A 19,192-nucleotide genomic window follows, 5' to 3' on the forward strand; every position below is an offset into this window, starting at 1 on the left:
TAGCCGCCCCCTTTCGCCCCCGCGCCACATACGCGGACCAGGCACCGGGCGGGGTCCGTGAGCGCCGAATGCACCCCCCGCGGGGTGCGCGTAGCCGTGTGCTATCTTCGTTGGTCGCGTTCGTGGTTCCCCGTGGACGCGCGCCCTCGCTCTTGCCCGTTCCGATCTCCCTGAGGAGTCGCCTGTCGTGCCTCGTGTTGACGCTCCCCGCGCTCGCCGGACCTTCGCGCGCCTGAACAAGCTCGTCGATGTCCCCAACCTGATCGACATCCAGAAGCGCTCCTTCGAGTGGCTCGTCGATCCCGAGAACGGGGGCCTGCGCGAGACGATCGACGACATCTCGCCGATCGAGGACTACACCGGTCACCTCGCCGTCCAGTTCGGCGACTTCGTCTTCGACGAGCCGAGCGCGTCGATCGAGGAGTGCCGCGAGAAGGACCTCACCTACTCGCGCCCGCTGACCGTCACCGTCGCGTTCATCAACCACGAGACCGGCGAGATCCGCGAGCAGTCCGTCTTCATGGGCGACTTCCCGTGGATGACCGACCGCGGCACGTTCATCATCAACGGCACCGAGCGCGTCGTCGTCACGCAGCTCGTCCGCTCGCCGGGCGCCTACCTGATGGAGCCGAAGGACCGCGAGAAGCAGGTCTTCACCGCGAACCTCATGCCGGCCCGCGGCTCCTGGCTCGAGCTCGAGATCGACAAGAAGGGCAAGGTCTTCGTCCGGATCGACCGCAAGCGCAAGCTGCCGGTCACCGTCCTGCTGCGCGCGATGGCCTACAACCCCGAGACCGACGGGTCGGTCGAGGAGTCCGAGGACGACATCCTGCGCCTCGACAACGAGATCCTCGAGATGTTCGAGGGCTCGGCCTACATCCGCAACACGCTCGAGGGCGACGCGGAGAACACGCGCACGAAGAAGGGCGCGCTGATCGAGCTGTTCAAGAAGCAGCGCCCGGGCGAGCCGCCGAGCGTCGATGCCGCCTACGCGCTGCTGCAGCAGCTGTTCTTCGACCCGAAGCGCTACGACCTCACGCGCGTCGGCCGCTACAAGCTGAACTCGCGGCTCGGGCTCGAGATCGACCTCGACACCCGCACGCTGACGCACGACGACATCCACGCGCTCGTCCGCGAGCTCGTGAAGCTCCCGAAGCTCCTGGGCCTCCCCGAGGACCCGGAGGTCGAGATCAAGGACTACGCCGCCGAGGCCGCGGTCATGCCGCGCGAGCCCGTCGCCGAGCACCTCGACGAGTACGAGCACTTCGGCAACCGGCGCCTGCGCACGGTCGGCGAGCTCATCCAGGAGGCGTTCCGCATCGGCCTCTACCGGATGGAGCGCGTCGTCCGCGAGCGCCTCACGACCGAGGACGAGGACACGATCACGCCGCAGACGATCGTGAACATCCGCCCGGTCGTCGCCGCGCAGAAGGAGTTCTTCGGCTCCTCGCAGCTGTCGCAGTTCATGGACCAGACGAACTCGCTGTCGGGCCTCACGCACCGCCGCCGCCTCTCGGCGCTCGGCGCCGGCGGCCTGACCCGCGAGCGCGCGCCCATCGAGGTCCGCGACGTCCACCCGACCCACTACGGCCGCATGTGCCCGATCGAGACGCCGGAGGGCCCGAACATCGGCCTCATCGGCTCGCTGTCGAGCTACGCGGAGGTCTCCGAGCACGGCTTCGTCACCACGCCCTACCGCGTGGTCACCGACGGCGTCGTGACCGAGGAGATCGTCCGGCTGGACGCCACCCAGGAGGAGCCGCGCCTGATCGCGCAGGCCAACCACCCGATCGACGAGAAGACCGGCAAGCTCAAGGGCCCCGAGGTCGTCTGCCGCACGCAGTCCGGCCAGTACGTCACGGTCACGCCCAAGGACGTCGACCTGATGGACGTCTCGCCGCAGCAGATCTGGTCCGTCGCCACGGCGATGATCCCGTTCCTCGAGCACGACGACGCCAACCGCGCGCTCATGGGCTCGAACATGCAGCGCCAGGCCGTCCCGCTGCTGAAGTCCGACGCGCCGATCGTCGGCACCGGCATGGAGCGCCGTGCCGCGCTCGACACCGGCGACGTCCTGATGGCCGAGTTCGACGGCGTGGTCGAGTACGTCGACGCCGAGAACATCACGATCACCGGCCAGGACGAGCGCCGCGAGTACGCGCTGCAGAAGTTCATGCGCTCCAACCAGGGCACGCTCATCCACCAGAAGCCGATGGTGCTCCCGGGCGCCGAGGTCAAGAAGGGCGACGTCCTCGCGGACGGCTCCTCGACCGACCACGGCGAGATGGCGCTGGGCAAGAACCTGCGCGTCGCCTTCATGTCCTGGGAGGGCTACAACTTCGAGGACGCGATCATCCTGTCCAAGCGGCTCGTGAAGGACGACGAGCTCACCTCGATCCACATCGAGGAGTACGAGGTCGACGCCCGCACGACGAAGCTCGGCGACGAGGAGATCACCCGCGACATCCCGAACCGCTCGGAGGAGTCGCTGCGCAACCTCGACGATCGCGGCATCGTGCGCATCGGCGCCGAGGTCGGGTCGGGTGACCTGCTGGTCGGCAAGGTCACGCCCAAGGGCGAGACGGAGCTGACCGCCGAGGAGAAGCTGATCCGCGCGATCTTCAAGGAGAAGGCCCGCGAGGTCCGCGACACCTCCCTGAAGGTGCCGCACGGCGAGGGCGGCGTCGTCATCGACGTCATGACCTTCAGCCGCGACAACGGCGACGACCTGCCGCCCGGCGTCAACGAGCTCGTGCGCGTCTTCGTCGCGAAGAAGCGCAAGATCTCCGAGGGCGACAAGCTCGCCGGCCGCCACGGCAACAAGGGCGTCATCTCGAAGATCGTCGACGAGCACGACATGCCGTTCCTCGAGGACGGCACGCCGGTCGACGTCATCCTCAACCCGCTGGGCGTCCCGTCGCGCATGAACGTCGGTCAGCTGCTGGAGACCCACCTCGGGTGGGCCGCCGCGGAGGGCTGGTACGACGACGGCACCGAGGCGTACAAGATCAGCCGCAGCCACCCGCAGAAGAACGGGCGCATGGGCAAGGTCTACACCGCCACCCCCGTGTTCGACGGTGCCGCGGTCGCGGACGTCGACAACGCGCTCGTGCAGTGGCAGAAGGAGCACACCGCCGCGGGCGGGCCGATCCGCATGGACGTCGACGAGAGCCGCCCCGAGGGCCGGCGCGCGTCGGGCAAGTTCACGCTCTACAACGGCCGCACCGGTGAGCCGTTCGAGCAGCAGGTCACGGTCGGCTACATGTACATCCTGAAGCTGCACCACCTCGTCGACGACAAGATCCACGCGCGCTCGACGGGCCCGTACTCGCTCGTCACCCAGCAGCCGCTGGGCGGCAAGGCGCAGTTCGGCGGTCAGCGCTTCGGCGAGATGGAGGTCTGGGCGCTCGAGGCGTACGGCGCCGCCTACACGCTGCAGGAGATGCTGACCATCAAGTCCGACGACACGGTCGGACGCGTGAAGGCCTACGAGGCGATCGTCAAGGGCGAGAACATCGCCGAGCCGTCGATCCCCGAGTCCTTCAAGGTCCTGCTCAAGGAGATGCAGTCGCTGGCGCTCGACGTCAACGTCGTCTCCGAGGAGGGCCAGAGCGCCGAGGTGGGCGAGGAGGACGACGACCTCCTGCGCGCCGCCGAGGAGCTCGGCATCGACCTGTCCGGCGTGCGCGCCGCGACGGGCGAGACCTCGGAGGTCGAGGACCCCGAGGTGGATGCCGCCAACCAGCCCGAGGGCGACGCGGACGACGACGCGGACTCGGACATCGACATCGACGTGGACCTGGACGGGGCGGAGGCCTAGTCACATGATTGACATCAACAACTTCGACGCCATCGAGATCGGACTCGCGTCCAGCAAGCAGATCCGTGCCTGGTCCTCGGGTGAGGTCATCAAGCCGGAGACCATCAACTACCGCACGCTGAAGCCGGAGAAGGACGGCCTCTTCTGCGAGCGCATCTTCGGTCCGACCAAGGACTGGGAGTGCTACTGCGGCAAGTACAAGCGCGTCCGCTACAAGGGCATCGTCTGCGAGCGCTGCGGCGTCGAGGTGACGCGGTCGAAGGTCCGCCGTGAGCGGATGGGCCACATCGACCTCGCCGCCCCCGTCAGCCACATCTGGTTCTTCAAGGGCGTCCCGAGCCGCATCGGCTACCTCCTCGACATGGCTCCCAAGGAGCTCGAGAAGATCCTGTACTTCGCGGCGTCGGTCATCACCTGGGTCGACCAGGAGGCCCGCTGGCGCGACCTGCCCCAGCTCGAGGCCCAGATGCAGGAGGAGCTCGACCGCCTGCTCGCCGAGCAGAAGGAGCGCGTCGAGGAGCTCCGCACCTCCCGCGAGGCGCGCCTGGCGTACCTCGACGACGGCAGCCAGGGCGCCTTCGGCGACGAGGACCACCTCTGGGCGGAGTCGCTGGAGATCAACGTCAAGAAGCTCTCCGACGACGAGCGCAAGAAGCTCCAGAACGAGGTCAAGAAGACCTTCGCGACGGACATCGACGACACCGAGGCCTACTACGAGGACGCGCGCATGCGCCTCAAGGAGGTCTGGAAGCTCTTCGCCAACAAGAACGAGCCCGCCGACGAACCGCCCGCCGAGGGCGAGGAGTGGCCGCTGAACACGTACGTCGAGAAGGCGATCGACAAGGACGAGTTCGTCCCGAAGAAGCTCATCGCCGACGAGACGTTCTTCCGCGAGCTCAAGCACCGCTTCGGCTCCCCGTACGGCTTCGGCGAGTACTTCGGCGGCGGCATGGGCGCCGAGCACGTCCGCGAGCTGCTGCAGACCAAGCCCGCCTACGACGTGGCCGCCAAGCCGCGCGACGTCGACCCGGACCGCACCCCCGGTGACGACATGCGCCCGCAGGACGCCCCCGGCTTCGTGCTCGAGCACGAGGAGGAGTTCCTCTCCGACCTCGTCAAGAACGGCAAGGGCCAGAAGCAGGCCCGCGCGGTCAAGCGCCTGAAGGTGCTGTCCGCGTTCCTCCCGGACGCCCCGGGCGAGGAGCCGCGCAACAAGCCCGAGATGATGATCCTCGAGGCCGTCCCGGTGATCCCGCCGGAGCTGCGCCCGATGGTCCAGCTGGACGGTGGCCGCTTCGCGACCTCCGACCTCAACGACCTCTACCGCCGCGTCATCAACCGCAACAACCGCCTCAAGCGGCTGCTCGACCTCGGCGCGCCGGAGATCATCGTCAACAACGAGAAGCGCATGCTGCAGGAGGCCGTCGACGCGCTGTTCGACAACGGCCGTCGCGGCCGGCCCGTCACGGGCCCGGGCAACCGCCCGCTGAAGTCGCTCTCGGACATGCTCAAGGGCAAGCAGGGCCGGTTCCGTCAGAACCTGCTCGGCAAGCGCGTGGACTACTCGGGCCGCTCGGTCATCGTGGCCGGCCCGTACCTGCGCCTGCACCAGTGCGGCCTGCCGAAGCTCATGGCGCTCGAGCTGTTCAAGCCGTTCATCATGGCCCAGCTCGTCGAGCGCAAGGCGGCGCAGAACATCAAGGCCGCCAAGAAGATGGTCGACTCGATGATCCCCGAGGTCTGGGACGTCCTCGAGCAGGTCATCCACGAGCACCCGGTGCTGCTCAACCGCGCGCCCACGCTCCACCGCCTCGGCATCCAGGCCTTCGAGCCGGTGCTCGTCGAGGGCAAGGCCATCCAGGTCCACCCGCTCGTCTGCTCCGCGTTCAACGCGGACTTCGACGGCGACCAGATGGCGGTCCATCTCCCGCTGAGCGCCGAGGCGCAGGCGGAGGCCCGGATCCTCATGCTCTCCTCGAACAACATCCTGTCCCCCGCGCACGGCGCGCCGCTGGCCACCCCGACGCAGGACATGGTGCTCGGCGCCTACTACCTGACGCTCGGGCCGGAGCCGGGCGAGCTCGCCGAGCTCCAGGGCAAGCTGAAGTCCGGCGACTGGCCGGCGGGGCAGGAGCGCCCGCACGTCTTCCGCAGCGCGCAGGAGGCCGAGCTCTCCTACGAGGCGAAGGTCGTCGGCCTGCACACCCTCGCGGAGTTCCGCCCGGTCGGGCGTCAGGGCGGTCACGTCCTCACGACCGTCGGCCGGATCATCTACAACGACCGCATCGAGCGGGCGCTGGAGGAGGCCCTCGGCGAGAAGTTCGACCCGGCCGAGTACGCGTTCGTCAACCAGCCGATGAAGAAGCGCGACACGGTGAAGGTCATCGACGCGCTCGTCCAGGCGTACGGCGCCCCGGCGGTCGCGCTGGTCCTCGACGCGTTCAAGGACCTCGGGTTCAAGTACTCGACGCTGGCCGGCATCACCGTCTCGAAGAACGACGTGATCATCCCGCCGAACAAGCAGGAGATCCTCGACAAGCACGAGGCGCTCGTCGGCGAGCTCAACGACCAGTACGACATGGGCCTGATCACGGCCGAGGAGCTCCACGAGAAGGTCGTGGACCAGTGGAACGGCGCGACCGAGGAGGTCGCGGACGCCATGCAGGAGAACTTCGACCAGCTGAACTCCATCTTCATGATGGCCGACAGCGGGGCGCGTGGCTCCTTCAAGCAGATCCGTCAGCTGGCCGGCATGCGCGGCCTGATGGCCAACCCGAAGGGCGAGATCATCGCCAACCGGCCGATCCGGTCGAACTTCATGGAGGGCCTGACCGTCCTGGAGTACTTCATCTCCACCCACGGCGCCCGCAAGGGCCTCGCGGACACCGCGCTGCGCACCGCGGACTCCGGCTACCTGACGCGCCGTCTCGTCGACGTCGCGCAGGACGTGATCATCCGCGAGCCGGACTGCGGGACGAAGGAGTTCATCACCCTCGAGGCGTACACCGCCACGGGCGAGGTCAACGACAACCTCATCGGCCGCATCGCCGCCGAGGACGTCAAGGGGCCGGACGGCACCATCGTCAAGAAGGGCAACGAGATCGACCGGGCCGAGGCGGCCGCCATCGGCGAGGCGTTCACCGCCGAGCTCGAGGCGCACCGCGCGTCGCCCAACCAGGTCGAGGCGCCCCGCATCGCGGTCCGCTCGACGCTGAAGTGCATCGCCGAGACCGGCGTGTGCCAGGCGTGCTACGGCCGCTCGATGGCGTCCGGCAAGACCGCGCAGATCGGTGACGCCGTCGGCATCATCGCGGCGCAGTCGATCGGCGAGCCCGGCACGCAGCTGACCATGCGGACGTTCCACACCGGCGGCGTCGCCGGCGCGGACATCACGCACGGCCTCCCGCGCGTCGTCGAGCTGTTCGAGGCCCGCAAGCCGAAGGGCCTCGCGCAGATCGCCGAGCAGGACGGCGTGGCCCGGGTCGAGAAGTCCGACAAGGAGACCCTCGTCACCGTCACCGACGAGGCCGGCGAGGAGCACCCCTACAAGTTCCCGCCGCGCACGCGCCTGTTCGTCGAGGACGGCGAGTCGGTGAAGGCGGGGCGGCAGCTCTCCGAGGGCTCCCTCTACCCGCACGACCTGCTGCGCCTGCGCGGCCGGACGGAGACCGAGCGCTACCTCGTCAAGGAGGTGCAGGAGGTCTACAAGTCCCAGGGCGTGGACATCAACGACAAGCACATCGAGCTGATCGTGCGGCAGATGCTCAAGAAGGTCCGCGTGGACCAGAAGGGCGACACCGCCTACCTGCCCGGTGCGCTCGTCGACCGCTACGAGTTCCGCGACGAGAACGAGAAGATCAAGAAGGCCAAGGGCGAGCAGGCCCAGTTCGAGGAGATCATCCTCGGCATCACCAAGGCCTCCCTGAACACCGACTCGTTCCTGTCGGCGGCCTCGTTCCAGGAGACGACGAAGGTCCTGACCGACGCCGCGCTCGAGGGCAAGAAGGACACCCTCAACGGCCTGAAGGAGAACGTGATCATCGGGAAGCTGATCCCGGCGGCCACGGGCCTCAAGCGCTACCGCCGGATCGAGATCGAGCCGTCGGAGCCGCTGCCCCGCGCGATGGACGACGTCGGGCTGCTCGACCAGGACGAGATCGCCGCGGAGCTGCTGGAGGGCGACGGCGGCCTCGGCGGCTTCGGCTCCTCGTTCAGCGACGACATCAGCCAGCTCGAGGACATCGGGGTGGGCGGCACGGATCCCGGCTTCGCCGAGGAGCTCGCCGACCTGGACATCCCGTCCGAGGACTGAGCGGTCCGCACGTGACCTGACGCGAAGGCCCGCTCCGGCGGGCCTTCGCCGTTCTAGGGTGGGCGCGTGACCGTCGCGGACCTGCGCTTCCCCGGCACCTGGCGCCGCTACCAGGAGCTCGCGTTCGCGGCGTTCGAGGCCGACCGCGCCGCCGGTCGTCGGCGCACGCACCTCGTCGCGCCCCCGGGGTCCGGGAAGACGGTGATCGGCCTGGAGCTCGTCCGCCGCCGCGGCGGCCCGGCGCTCGTGCTCGTGCCCAACCAGGCGATCCAGGCCCAGTGGGTCGCCCAGATCGGCCGCTGCGGGGGCGCGGGCCTCGTGCGGACCGAGCTCGACCGCGACGCGCCGATCTCCGTGCTCACGTACCAGGCGCTGTGCCGTCTGGAGGACCCGGGGGCTGCGCTGCGCGAGCTCGCGCAGGCCCGCTGGACGGCGGAGCGCGCGGCGGCCACGGGCGAGTCCGAGCAGGCGGTCGCCGCGGCGGCCGCGGACTGGACGGGGGAGGCGGAGCGGCGCCGCAGCGCGCAGGTCTCGCGGATCGTCGCGGCGATCAAGCGCGAGGTGGCCCGCGGGGAGCACCCCGACCTGGCGCTCGCCGACCTGTTGGACCGCGGGGCGCGGGAGCGTGTCGCCGCGCTGCGGGCCGCCGGCACTGCGACCGTGGTCCTCGACGAGTGCCACCACCTCGCGTCGCTGTGGGGCTACGTCGTGCGCGCGGTCCTCGCGCAGCTCGACGCGGAGCTGGTCGTCGGGCTCACCGCGACCCCGCCGGCGGAGCTGACCGCGGCGGAGGGCGAGCTCTACGAGGCGCTGCTCGGCCCGGTCGACTTCTCGGTTCCGACCCCCGCCGTGGTCCGTGACGGCTTCCTCGCCCCGTACCAGGAGCTCGCCTGGTTCTGCGCGCCGCTGGCCTCCGAGCGGGCCTGGCTCGCCGAGCACGACGTCCGCTTCGCCGAGCTCGTCACCGCCCTGCACGACGAGGTCCCGGCGCCCGACGGGATCCCGGCGCCGCTGTCCTTCCCGGCGTGGGTGCTGCGACGGATGCGCGAGCGGGGAGCGGCCGACGGGGCGGCGGAGGTGCCGTGGGGGACCTTCCAGCGTCGCCGTCCCGCGCTGGCCCGGGCGGGCGTGCGGTTCCTGCTCTCGGCCGGGCTCGCCCCGCCGCCGGGGGCGCCGCGCGGCGAGGCGTTCCGTGAGCCGCCGGACCTCGACGACTGGCTCGTGCTGCTGGAGGACTACGCGCTCGGCGCGCTCGCGGCGGACCCGTCGCCGGCGGCGGCCGCCCGTCACGAGGCGATCGGCGCGGCGCTGCGCGACCTGGGCTTCACCCTGACGCGACAGGGGATCCGGCGCGGCCGCTCGGAGGTCGACCGGCTGCTGACCTCCTCGGCCGCCAAGCCGCTGGCGCTCGTGGAGGTCCTCGCCTGCGAGGACGAGGCGCGCGGGGAGACCCTGCGCGCCTGCGTCCTGTGCGACGCCGAGCGGGCGGAGCGTCGCGCCGACGGGGCGCTCACCGGGGTCCTCGACGCGACGGCGGGGACGGCCGCGCGCGCGGTCCTCGCGCTCGCGGAGGACCTCCGCACGGCGCCCCTGCGCCCGCTGCTGGTCAGCGGCCGGGCGTTGCGCTGCGTGCCGGAGGACCACGAGGCGCTCGCCGCGGCGCTGGACATCGCGCCGGCAGTCGTGCCGGACCCGGACGCGGACGGCCTCGTCGAGCTGCGGCCGGGGGCGGGGCCGTGGACGCCGCGCGACTGGGTGCCGCGGGCGACCGCGGCGCTGACCGCCGGGCACACGCGCACGCTGGTCGGGACGCGCGCGCTCCTGGGGGAGGGGTGGGACGCGCCGTGCGTCAACGTCCTCGTCGACCTGACGGTCGCGACCACCGGGGTCAGCGTGCGCCAGATGCGCGGGCGCTCGCTGCGTCTGGATCCGCAGCGGCCGGAGAAGATCGCCTCGAACTGGGACGTGGTGTGCGTCGCCGCCGACCTCGCGCGCGGTGCGGCGGACTACCGGCGGTTCGTGCGCAAGCACGCCCACCTGCTGGCGCCCGCGGAGGACGGGGTGATCGAGGCGGGGCCCTCGCACGTGCACCCGCTGCTCGGGCCGTTCACGCCGCCCGTGGCGGCGGAGCTCGCCGTGGTCGACCGGGCGATGCGGGCCCGCGCGGCCGACCACGCCGGCGCGCGCGAGCGCTGGGCGATCGGCACGCCCTACGAGGCGGTGGAGCGGCCGACGGTCACCGTCCGGCCGGTGCGCGAGGACCTCGCGGCGGGGGAGACGGCGCGGGACGCGGGCGTGCAGGCGGCCCTGCCGCTGTCGCAGCGCGCCCCCGTGCTGACCGCGGCGGGCGGGGCGCTCGCGGTCGCCGCGGGGACGGCGCTCGCCGGCCCGGTGGGGCTGGCGGGCCTGCTCGCCGTCCCGGGGGCCGGGCTGTGGGCGGGCCTGCGACTGCGCCGTGCGGCCGCGCTCGCGCCGCCGCTGCCGCCGCTGGACGGGGCCGCCCACGCGGTGGTCGAGGCGTACGCGGCGCTCGGCGAGCTCCCGCGCGATGTCGCGGACTCGCTCGTCGTGGAGCCGCGCAGCGACGGCTACCTGCGCTGCCGCCTGCGGCGTGGCACCCCGGAGCACGCCGCGCTGCTCGCGACCGCCCTCGAGCAGCTGCTCGGCGTCGTGGAGTCCCCGCGCTACCTCGTGTCGCGGCCGATGCGGGTCCCGGGACGCGGCCCGCTGGGCATGCTCGCCCGCGTCCTGCGCCGGCGCCCGCCCCTGGACGAGCGCTGGCACGCCGTCCCCGACGACCTCGCGCGGCGCGCCGACCGCGCGGAGGCGTTCCATCGCGCCTGGTCCGGGGTGGTCGGCCCGTCGGAGCTGCGCTTCGTCCAGCGCAGCGACGCGGGCCGGGCGCTGGCCGTCGAGGCCGCCGGGGTCGCGGCGGGCTACGAGGTGACGGTGCGTCAGGTCTGGAGCTGAGCGGCCCAGGCGTGGAGCGTGTCGCGCTCGGTCCGGGTGAGCCCGACCTCGGGCCGCGTGCGGACCAGCAGCGTCGGGGCGCCACGGGCGGAGCGCTCCCGCGCCCACTCCTCGCAGCCGGCGTCGAGCGCGTCGTCGAGCCAGGCGGCGGGTCGGTCGCCGCAGTGCGCGTCGATCGCGGCGAGCTTCCAGTGCGCGTTGCCCTTCCCCGGATTGCGGTCGAACGACAGCCACGGAAGGCGCGGCAGCCCCAGGAGCGTCGGCAGGTGCTCGTCGGCCCGCTCCTCCCAACCCGTGCACCAGACGAGCTCGTACACCGACATCAGGTCGAGAAGGTGCTCCGCGGCTTCGCCCGAAAGGAGGTGGGCGACCCCGTCGATCTGGTGCCAGGATCCGGTCGGACAGCTGTCCATGGTGAATCCGAAGAGCGAGATGACCCCGTCGACGTCGACGAGAAGCAGCGGTTTGCAGCGCATCTGTGACCACATGGTGACCTTTCTGCCCCATCGGCGTACTTCTCGTGAGGACCCGCTACCCTCGAATTCGTCGGCCGCGGTCAAGCCGTCGACCGGACCGGTCGATGTAGGGCTTGACCACTACCACCGCTCCCGAACCGCGGTGGCCCGGCCCACGCTCCCCCCTGTATGACCATTCAGCTCGGAATCCTCCTCGCCCTGCTCTGCGCCCTGGCGGCGAACCTCGGCTTCTTCTACAAGCACCGAGGCTGCAACGAGGTCCCCACCGTCGACGTCCGCCATCCGCTGCGGACCGCGGCCAACCTGTGGCGCTCCAAGTGGTTCGCGCTCGGCATGCTCCTCGGCCTCGTCGGCTGGGTGCTGCACGTCGGCGCGATCGCGCTCGCCCCGCTCTCGACCGTCCAGGTCGTGCTCTCGGGCGGCGTCGTCCTCATCGCCGTGATGGCGGACCGCATCTTCGGCTTCGCCGTCGAGCGGCGCCAGTGGTGGGGGCTCGGCCTCACCGGCGTCGGCCTCGCCGCGCTGGCGTTCACGATGCCCGGTGGTCACGGTGCCGACGGCTTCTCCCTGCAGGCGATGGTCGCCTTCCAGGGCGGGCTCATCGGCCTCGGCGCGCTGCTGCTGCTCGGCCCGCGTGCCGGCGCCAAGCGCGAGCACCACGGGATCATGCTCGCGGCCGCCACCGGCATCCTCTTCGGCGTCTGCAACATCGCCGTGAAGGCGCTCACCGAGCTCGTCGGCTTCGACGGCATCGGCGCGCTGCTCAGCCCCTGGCTGCTCGTCGCGGTCTGCGCGTCGGCCACCGCGTTCTACGCGTCGGCCCGGTCGCTGCAGGACGGCGGCGCGGTCGAGGTCATCGCGATCACCGGCACGGCGGCGAACATCTCCTGCATCGCCGGCGGCATCATCGTCTTCGGCGACCCGATGCCCGGCGACGCGGTCGGCATCGCCGTCTCGGCCCTGGCGTTCCTCATGGTCATCGTCGCGAGCGCGCTCACGCCTGCTCCGATCCGGTCGACCGCCGCGGCCGCCTCCGGGCAGGGCCGCGCCGTCGCCGCGACCGCCTGAGCGGCACGCCCGCCCGTCGCAGTTCTGCCTCCGTGCACACCGGGGGTGGTGGATACCGTCCGCGGACAGTACGTTGTCCAGATCGGCCACCCGATGGCCGGATCGTCCAAAGGAACGCGCGATGGCCACGACGGAGCAGCCGAAGACCAGGGACCTGCAGGAGCTCGCCAAGCGGCACCTGTGGATGCACTTCAGCCGGATGGGCGCCTACGACGCCGGGGCGGAGATCCCGATCATCGTCAAGGGCGACGGCTGCTACGTCTGGGACGAGCACGGCAACCGCTACTTCGACGGCCTGAGCGCGCTGTTCTGCGTGAACATCGGGCACGGCCGCCACGACGTCGCGCAGGCCGGAGCCGACCAGGCGCGCGAGCTCGGCTTCTTCACCACCTGGTCCTACGCGCACCCGCGGGCGATCGAGCTCGCCGCCCGGCTCGCCGACCTCGCGCCCGGCGACCTCAACCGCGTCTTCTTCACCAGCGGTGGCGGCGAGTCCGTCGAGTCCGCGATCAAGCTCGTGCGCCAGTACCACAAGCTCACGGGCAACCCGACGAAGACCAAGATCATCGCCCGCGAGACCGCCTACCACGGCACCACGCTCGGCGCGCTCACCGCGACCGGCATCACCGGCCTGCGCCAGCCGTTCGAGCCGTTCACGCCCGGCGGCTGCCACGTCCCCAACACCAACCTGTACCGGCTCGCCCCCGGCTACGGCGTGGAGAACCTCGCCGAGGCGATCGCCAAGCGGATCGACTTCGAGGGCGCGGACACCGTCGCCGCGGTCATCCTCGAGCCGGTCCAGAACGCCGGCGGCTGCTTCACCCCGCCGGAGGGCTACTTCCAGCGCGTGCGCGAGATCTGCGACGAGCGCGACGTCCTGCTGATCAGCGACGAGGTCATCTGCGCGTTCGGGCGCCTGGGCGAGTGGTTCGGCGCCCAGCGCTACGGCTACCAGCCGGACATCATCACGACCGCGAAGGGCCTCACGAGCTCCTACGCCCCGATGGGGGCGGTGCTCGCCTCCGACCGGCTGATGGAGCCGTTCCTGGAGGGGACCAACAGCTTCGCCCACGGCTTCACCTGGGGCGGGCACCCGATGTGCGCCGCGGTCGCGATGGCGAACCTCGACGTGTTCGAGCAGGAGGGGATCCTCGAGAACGTCCGCGAGCACGAGGGCGAGTTCCGGGCGATGCTCGAGTCGCTGCGGGACATCCCGATCGTCGGCGACGTCCGCGGTGCCGGGTACTTCCAGGCGATCGAGCTCGTCAAGGACCGCGAGACGAAGGCGTCGTTCTCGCGCGACGAGGCCGAGTCGCTGCTGCGCGGCTTCCTCTCCGGCGAGCTGTTCCGCCGCGGACTGATCTGCCGGGCCGACGACCGTGGCGACCCGGTCATCCAGCTGTCCCCGCCGCTGATCTCCGGACCCGAGCACTTCGCGGAGATCGAGTCGATCCTGCGCCCGGTGCTCGAGGAGGCCTCGACCCGGCTCTGATGCTGACGGTCAGCGAACTGCTCGCCGATCTGGACGTGCGCCTCCTCGCCGGGGAGGAGGCGGCCGACCAGCCGGTCCGCTGGGTGCACATCACCGAGCTGCCGGACCCGACGCCGTTCCTCAGCGGCGGCGAGCTGCTGCTGACCACGGGCATGGCGCTGGGCAGCAAGCCCGCCGCGCAGCGCGCGTTCGTCGAGCGGCTGGCCGACCACGGCCTCGCCGGCCTCGGGGTGGGCACCGGGTTCGGGCACGACGAGGTGCCCGCCGCGATGGTGCAGGCGGCGGCCGACGCGGGCTTCCCGCTGTTCGAGGTCCCGTACGAGCTGCCGTTCATCGCGCTCACCGAGCGGGCGTTCACGCGGCTGGTCAACGAGCAATACGCGCTGCTGCAGCGGTCGATCGTCGCGCAGGAGCGGCTCCAGCGGATCGTGCTGTCCGAGCGTGGCCTGGAGGCGATCGCCGGTCAGCTGGCGACGCTGATCGGAGGGGCCGCGCTGGTCTTCGACGGCCGCGGGGAGCCGCTGGCCCATCGCACCTTCCGGCGCGACGCGGACGCCGAGCTCCTCGCCTCGCTGGGGGAGGAGCTGCGCGAGCGCGCGCGCCGCGGCGAGAGCCGCGAGTTCCTGCCGACCACCCCGTCGCTCGGCGGTCGCGCCCTCGCGCTCCCGGTCGCGAGCCCGGGTGCCGCGCCGGGCACGGTGCCGCAGGCGTGGCTCGTCGCGGCCAAGGACCAGGGCGGGCTGGCGGAGATCGACCGGCTGATCCTCCACCAGGCCGTCACCGTCGTCGCGCTCGAGCTGCTGCGCGTCCGCGTGGCCGACGCGACCGAGCGCCGGCTCGCCGGGGACGTGCTCAGCGAGATCGTCGCCGGCGAGGTCGACGGGCCGGAGCTGCAGCGCCGCCTCGAGCCGTTCGGCCTGGGCGGCCGCATCACCGCGCTGGCGCTCGCGGTGCCCGGCAGCGGGCCGAGCCAGCCCGCGACCGCGCCGCCCACGGCGGTCGAGAGCGCGGTGGCGGACGCGCTGCGGGCCGAGGCGGTCAGCGGCCTCGTCGCCACGACCGGCCGCTTCGTCGGCGTGCTGCTCCCCGGCTTCCTCGACGAGGAGCTCTTCGACACCTGCGAGCGGATCGTCGCGCGCGTGGCCACCACGCTCGGCCGCGACCCGCTGGCGGGCGCCGGGCGCGGCGTCCCCGCCGGCCGCGCGCGCGAGGCCTGGCACGAGGCGCGCTGCGCGCTCGAGGCCCGGGAGCTCGGTGCCGACCCGACCCCCAACCGCAACGGCGCGGCCGGCGGCGAGCCGGGACGCGTCGCGACCTACCGCGATCTCGGCTCCTTCCAGCTGCTGCTCGCCCTCCAGGACACCGACGCGCTGCGGCTCTTCTGCGAGTCGATGCTCGGCCCGATCGAGGAGGGAGAGGGCCACTACGGCGGCGAGCTGATGCGCTCGCTCGAGGCCTTCATCGAGTGCAACGGCCAGTGGGAGGCGGCCGCGCGACTGCTGTACTGCCACCGCCACACGCTGCGCTACCGGATCCGCAAGATCGAGGAGATCACCGGTCGCGACCTCGGCCGGGCCCGCGACCGCATCGAGTTCTGGCTCGCGCTGCGCGGCCGCGAGATGGCGCCCGCGTCGGCGGGCGACGGCGGCCGGCGCTGACCGGACCGTCGCTCAGGCGACGGGGAAGCGGCGGGAGCGCATGACGATCCGGGTCTCCGTCGCGGCGACGCCCCCGCGCTGGCGGATCGCGCGGACGGTCCCGTCGAGCGCCTCCGGGTCCGCGCACGTGACGCGCAGCTCGTAGTCGTAGCGGCCGGTCACGAACCACATCTCGCGCGCGTCGGGCAGGGTCGCGACGAACTCCTCGAAGCGCTCTGGCGGCGTCGCGGCGAGCAGCCGCACGTCGATCAGCGCCTCGAGGCCGCCGCCGATCGCGGCGTGGTCGACGATCGCGGTGAAGCCCCGCAGGACGCCCGACTCCTGCAGGCGGCGCACCCGCTCCGCGGTCGCGTGCGGGCTCAGTCCGACCGCCGCGCCGAGCTCGGTAAAGCTCGCACGTCCGTTCTCGCCGAGCAGACGGAGGAGATCACGGTTGATCGGGTCCAGTGCATCCGGATTCACGGTCATCAAGCGTAGAGCTTGTCGGGTCCGTCGTCGAGGTCGATGATCACGCACATGACCACCGTGGGCGTCCCGACCGAGATCAAGACCGACGAGTACCGCGTCGCGCTGACCCCCGCCGGGGTGCGCGAGCTCGTCGACCGCGGCCACGAGGTGGTCGTGCAGCAGGGCGCGGGGGAGGGATCGGCGATCACCGACGACGAGTACGTCGCCCAGGGCGCCCGGATCCTCCCCGACGCCGACGCGGTCTTCGAGCAGGCGGGCATGATCGTGAAGGTCAAGGAGCCCCAGCCGGTCGAGGTCGCGCGGCTGCGCCCCGACCACGTGCTCTTCACCTACCTGCACCTCGCGCCCGACACCGCCCTCACCCAGGGCCTGATGGACAGCGGCGCCACCTGCATCGCCTACGAGACCGTCGAGGACCCGCAGGGCCGGCTGCCGCTGCTGGCCCCGATGAGCGAGGTCGCCGGCAAGATCGCGACGCAGGCGGGCGCGTTCATGCTGGAGAAGCCGCTCGGGGGACGTGGCCTGCTGCTCGGCGGGGTGCCCGGGGTCGCGGCCGGCAAGGTCGTGGTGATCGGGGCGGGGGTCGTCGGCCTCACCGCCGCGGAGATCGCGATCGGCATGGGCGCCGAGACCTACGTCCTGGACCGCAACATCGACCGGCTGCGCGAGGTCGACTTCCTCCTGAACAACCGGTGCTCGACCGTGTTCTCCACGACCCTGAACGTCGAGCGCCTGCTCCCGGAGGCCGATCTGGTGATCGGCGCGGTGCTCGTCCACGGCGCGAAGGCCCCGCACGTCATCACCCGCGAGCATCTCGGGCTGATGAAGCGCAACGCGGTCCTCGTCGACGTCTCGATCGACCAGGGCGGCTGCTTCGAGACGTCGCGGCCGACCACGCACTCCGACCCGACCTACGAGGTCGACGGCGTGACCCACTACTGCGTGGCGAACATGCCCGGCGCGGTCCCGATCACCTCGACCTTCGCGCTGACGAACGCGACGATGCCGTACGTCGTGCGGCTCGCGAGCGCCGGCGCGCGAGGCGCGCTGGAGGCCGACCCGGGCTTCCTCGCGGGGCTGAACGTCGCCGCGGGCGCGGTCACCTACGAGCCGGTCGCGCGCGACCAGGGCCGCGAGCACGTCCCGGCCGTCGAGGCGCTGGCCGGCCTCGCGGGCTAGCCCGCGGCCCGAGGACTAGCTCGCGTCGGCCGAGCGCAGGGCGACGTCGTCGTCCTCGACCGGTGCGGCACCGGGACGCTCGGGCGCGCGGCGTCCGCGGCCGCCGCGACCCATGAACGGCAGGCGACCGAGATCGGTGCGCAGGCCGTTGATCTCTCCGAGCATGCGCTCGAGGTTCGGCTCGAGGGAGCCCAGCGACGGCGCGAGCGGCTCGAGCTGCGAGGCGAGCGGCTGCACCCGGTCCCCGATGACCACGACGTCGCGGTGCATGCCCTCGACCTCGTCCGCCATGCGCGTCACGACGGTCGTCAGCTCGCGGATCAGGTCGGGCAGCTCGCCGATGTCCTGCCGCAGTCCCTTGACCTCGCGTCGCATCAGCGTGAGCTGCCGACCGACCGACGGGAGGACCGCCAGCGAGTTGGCGAGCGCTTCGAGCTGCGAGCCGAGGTGGCGGATCGGGTTGGCGGAGGCCATGACCGGTTCTTACCACGCGAGGGAGACCGGCGCGGTCGCCTGGCGGCCCCCTCGGAGGGGCACGGGTCGCCGCCGAACGATCGTTGCTACTCTCCCCGGTCGCATGCCTACGACCAGCCAGCTGATCCGCAAGGGTCGCACGCCGAAGAGCAAGAAGCTGTCCACCCCGGGCCTCAAGTCCGGCAAGGGCCGCAAGAAGAAGACCGCCGCCCCGCAGCGTCGCGGCGTCTGCACCCGCGTGTACACGACGACGCCGAAGAAGCCGAACTCGGCCCTCCGCAAGGTGGCGCGTGTCCGCATCTCCGGTGGCATCGAGGTCACGGCCTACATCCCGGGCGAGGGGCACAACCTGCAGGAGCACTCCGTCGTGCTCGTGCGCGGTGGCCGCGTCAAGGATCTGCCGGGCGTGCGCTACAAGGTCGTCCGTGGGACCCTCGACGCCGCCGGCGTCAGCGATCGCAAGAAGGCGCGGTCGCAGTACGGGGTCAAGAAGAGCAAGTAGGTACCTGATGCCCCGCCGCGCAGCCGCGCAGATCCGGACGATCGAGCCGGACGCCGTCCACCGCTCCCGCCTCGTCCAGCAGCTGATCAACAAGATCATGCTCGACGGCAAGAAGTCCACCGCCGAGCGGATCGTCTACGACGCCCTCGCGATCCTGTCGGAGAAGACCGGCAAGGACCCCGTCGAGGCGCTCGAGCTCTCGATCAAGGCGCTGACGCCGAACCTCGAGGTCCGCTCCCGCCGCGTCGGCGGCGCGACCTACCAGGTCCCGGTGGAGGTCCCGGCCCGCCGTGCGCGCACGCTCGCGATCCGCTGGCTCGCCGAGTTCGCCCGCCAGCGTCGCGAGAAGACGATGGCCCAGCGTCTCGCCAACGAGCTCCTCGACGCCCAGAACAACCAGGGCGGCGCCTACAAGCGCAAGGACGACATCTACCGCATGGCGCAGGCCAACAAGGCCTTCGCGCACTACCGCTGGTAGTCGCCCGCACCATCTGAGCCGGACCGAACGCCGCCCCATCGCCGGGGCGGCGTTCGTCGTTGCGGGACGCCCGGCCGCCGCCGCTCCGAGCGCTCGTTCTGGCTGATCTGCGGGCGAGATACGGGCTCGCGCTCACCCAGTTCGGCCCCGGGTGGGCGGGCGCGCGCCCGCCCGGGTCGTCGCGGAGCGTGCCTGCGACGCCCGGGCGAAGCGGGCGCGCGCGGCCAGGCGCGCCCGGCGGCGTGCGGCGCGCCCGGCGGCGTGCGGCGCGCCCGGCGGCGTGCGGCGCGTCCGG

Annotated in this window: 12 protein-coding genes; 9 read left to right on the top strand and 3 right to left on the bottom strand. The window is 71.8% G+C overall.

Going from position 1 to position 19,192, the window contains the following annotated elements:
• Window positions 1-187: 187 nt before the first annotated feature.
• From rpoB to C7Y72_RS23845, 3 genes are all read left to right on the top strand, one after another.
• Window positions 188-3,820: a DNA-directed RNA polymerase subunit beta gene (gene rpoB, locus C7Y72_RS21390; protein ID WP_107571242.1), complete on the top strand. Its 3,633-nt coding sequence runs from the start codon at window positions 188-190 to the stop codon at window positions 3,818-3,820.
• 4 nt (window positions 3,821-3,824) lie between these two features.
• Window positions 3,825-8,132, top strand: a complete 4,308-nt coding sequence (gene rpoC / locus C7Y72_RS21395) for a DNA-directed RNA polymerase subunit beta' (RefSeq protein ID WP_107571243.1) — start codon at window positions 3,825-3,827, stop codon at window positions 8,130-8,132.
• A 66-nt stretch (window positions 8,133-8,198) separates the two neighbouring features.
• Window positions 8,199-11,102: a DEAD/DEAH box helicase family protein gene (locus C7Y72_RS23845; protein WP_199224029.1), complete on the top strand. Its 2,904-nt coding sequence runs from the start codon at window positions 8,199-8,201 to the stop codon at window positions 11,100-11,102.
• Here C7Y72_RS23845 and C7Y72_RS21405 read toward each other — a convergent pair.
• Complete coding sequence (locus tag C7Y72_RS21405; RefSeq protein WP_107571244.1) at window positions 11,087-11,578, bottom strand: HAD domain-containing protein; 492 nt, start codon at window positions 11,576-11,578, stop codon at window positions 11,087-11,089. The genes C7Y72_RS23845 and C7Y72_RS21405 overlap by 16 nt on opposite strands.
• Before the next feature lie 168 nt (window positions 11,579-11,746).
• Between C7Y72_RS21405 and C7Y72_RS21410 the strand changes: the two genes are divergently transcribed.
• The 3 genes from C7Y72_RS21410 (at window position 11,747) to C7Y72_RS21420 (ending at window position 15,796) form a co-directional block, all read left to right on the top strand.
• Window positions 11,747-12,646, top strand: coding sequence for a hypothetical protein (locus tag C7Y72_RS21410; protein ID WP_107571245.1), 900 nt, complete (start codon window positions 11,747-11,749; stop codon window positions 12,644-12,646).
• Between the two features lie 121 nt (window positions 12,647-12,767).
• A complete protein-coding gene (locus C7Y72_RS21415) occupies window positions 12,768-14,138 on the top strand; it encodes an aspartate aminotransferase family protein (RefSeq protein WP_107571246.1) in 1,371 nt (456 codons plus the stop codon).
• Window positions 14,138-15,796, top strand: coding sequence for a PucR family transcriptional regulator (locus C7Y72_RS21420; protein ID WP_107571247.1), 1,659 nt, complete (start codon window positions 14,138-14,140; stop codon window positions 15,794-15,796). The genes C7Y72_RS21415 and C7Y72_RS21420 overlap by 1 nt, the downstream gene beginning before the upstream one ends.
• A 12-nt stretch (window positions 15,797-15,808) precedes the next feature.
• On the opposite strand, the gene C7Y72_RS21425 is transcribed toward C7Y72_RS21420, so the two are convergent.
• Window positions 15,809-16,258 (bottom strand): Lrp/AsnC family transcriptional regulator, encoded by a 450-nt coding sequence (locus tag C7Y72_RS21425; protein WP_158276989.1) that lies wholly within the window; start codon window positions 16,256-16,258, stop codon window positions 15,809-15,811.
• A gap of 54 nt (window positions 16,259-16,312) precedes the next feature.
• On the opposite strand from C7Y72_RS21425, the gene ald reads away from it, so the two are divergent.
• Window positions 16,313-17,443 (top strand): alanine dehydrogenase, encoded by a 1,131-nt coding sequence (ald, locus tag C7Y72_RS21430; protein ID WP_107571249.1) that lies wholly within the window; start codon window positions 16,313-16,315, stop codon window positions 17,441-17,443.
• Window positions 17,444-17,458: 15 nt separating this feature from the next.
• On the opposite strand, the gene C7Y72_RS21435 is transcribed toward ald, so the two are convergent.
• Complete coding sequence (locus C7Y72_RS21435) at window positions 17,459-17,917, bottom strand: hypothetical protein (protein ID WP_107571250.1); 459 nt, start codon at window positions 17,915-17,917, stop codon at window positions 17,459-17,461.
• 103 nt (window positions 17,918-18,020) lie between these two features.
• Between C7Y72_RS21435 and rpsL the strand changes: the two genes are divergently transcribed.
• Both rpsL and rpsG read left to right on the top strand, forming a co-directional pair.
• Window positions 18,021-18,419 (top strand): 30S ribosomal protein S12, encoded by a 399-nt coding sequence (gene rpsL, locus C7Y72_RS21440; RefSeq protein WP_107571251.1) that lies wholly within the window; start codon window positions 18,021-18,023, stop codon window positions 18,417-18,419.
• A gap of 7 nt (window positions 18,420-18,426) precedes the next feature.
• On the top strand, window positions 18,427-18,897 hold the full coding sequence (gene rpsG / locus C7Y72_RS21445; RefSeq protein ID WP_107571252.1) for a 30S ribosomal protein S7: 471 nt from the start codon (window positions 18,427-18,429) through the stop codon (window positions 18,895-18,897).
• Window positions 18,898-19,192 lie beyond the last annotated feature (295 nt).

This window comes from Paraconexibacter algicola (genome assembly GCF_003044185.1).
GTDB classification, from domain to species: Bacteria; Actinomycetota; Thermoleophilia; order Solirubrobacterales; family Solirubrobacteraceae; genus Paraconexibacter; species Paraconexibacter algicola.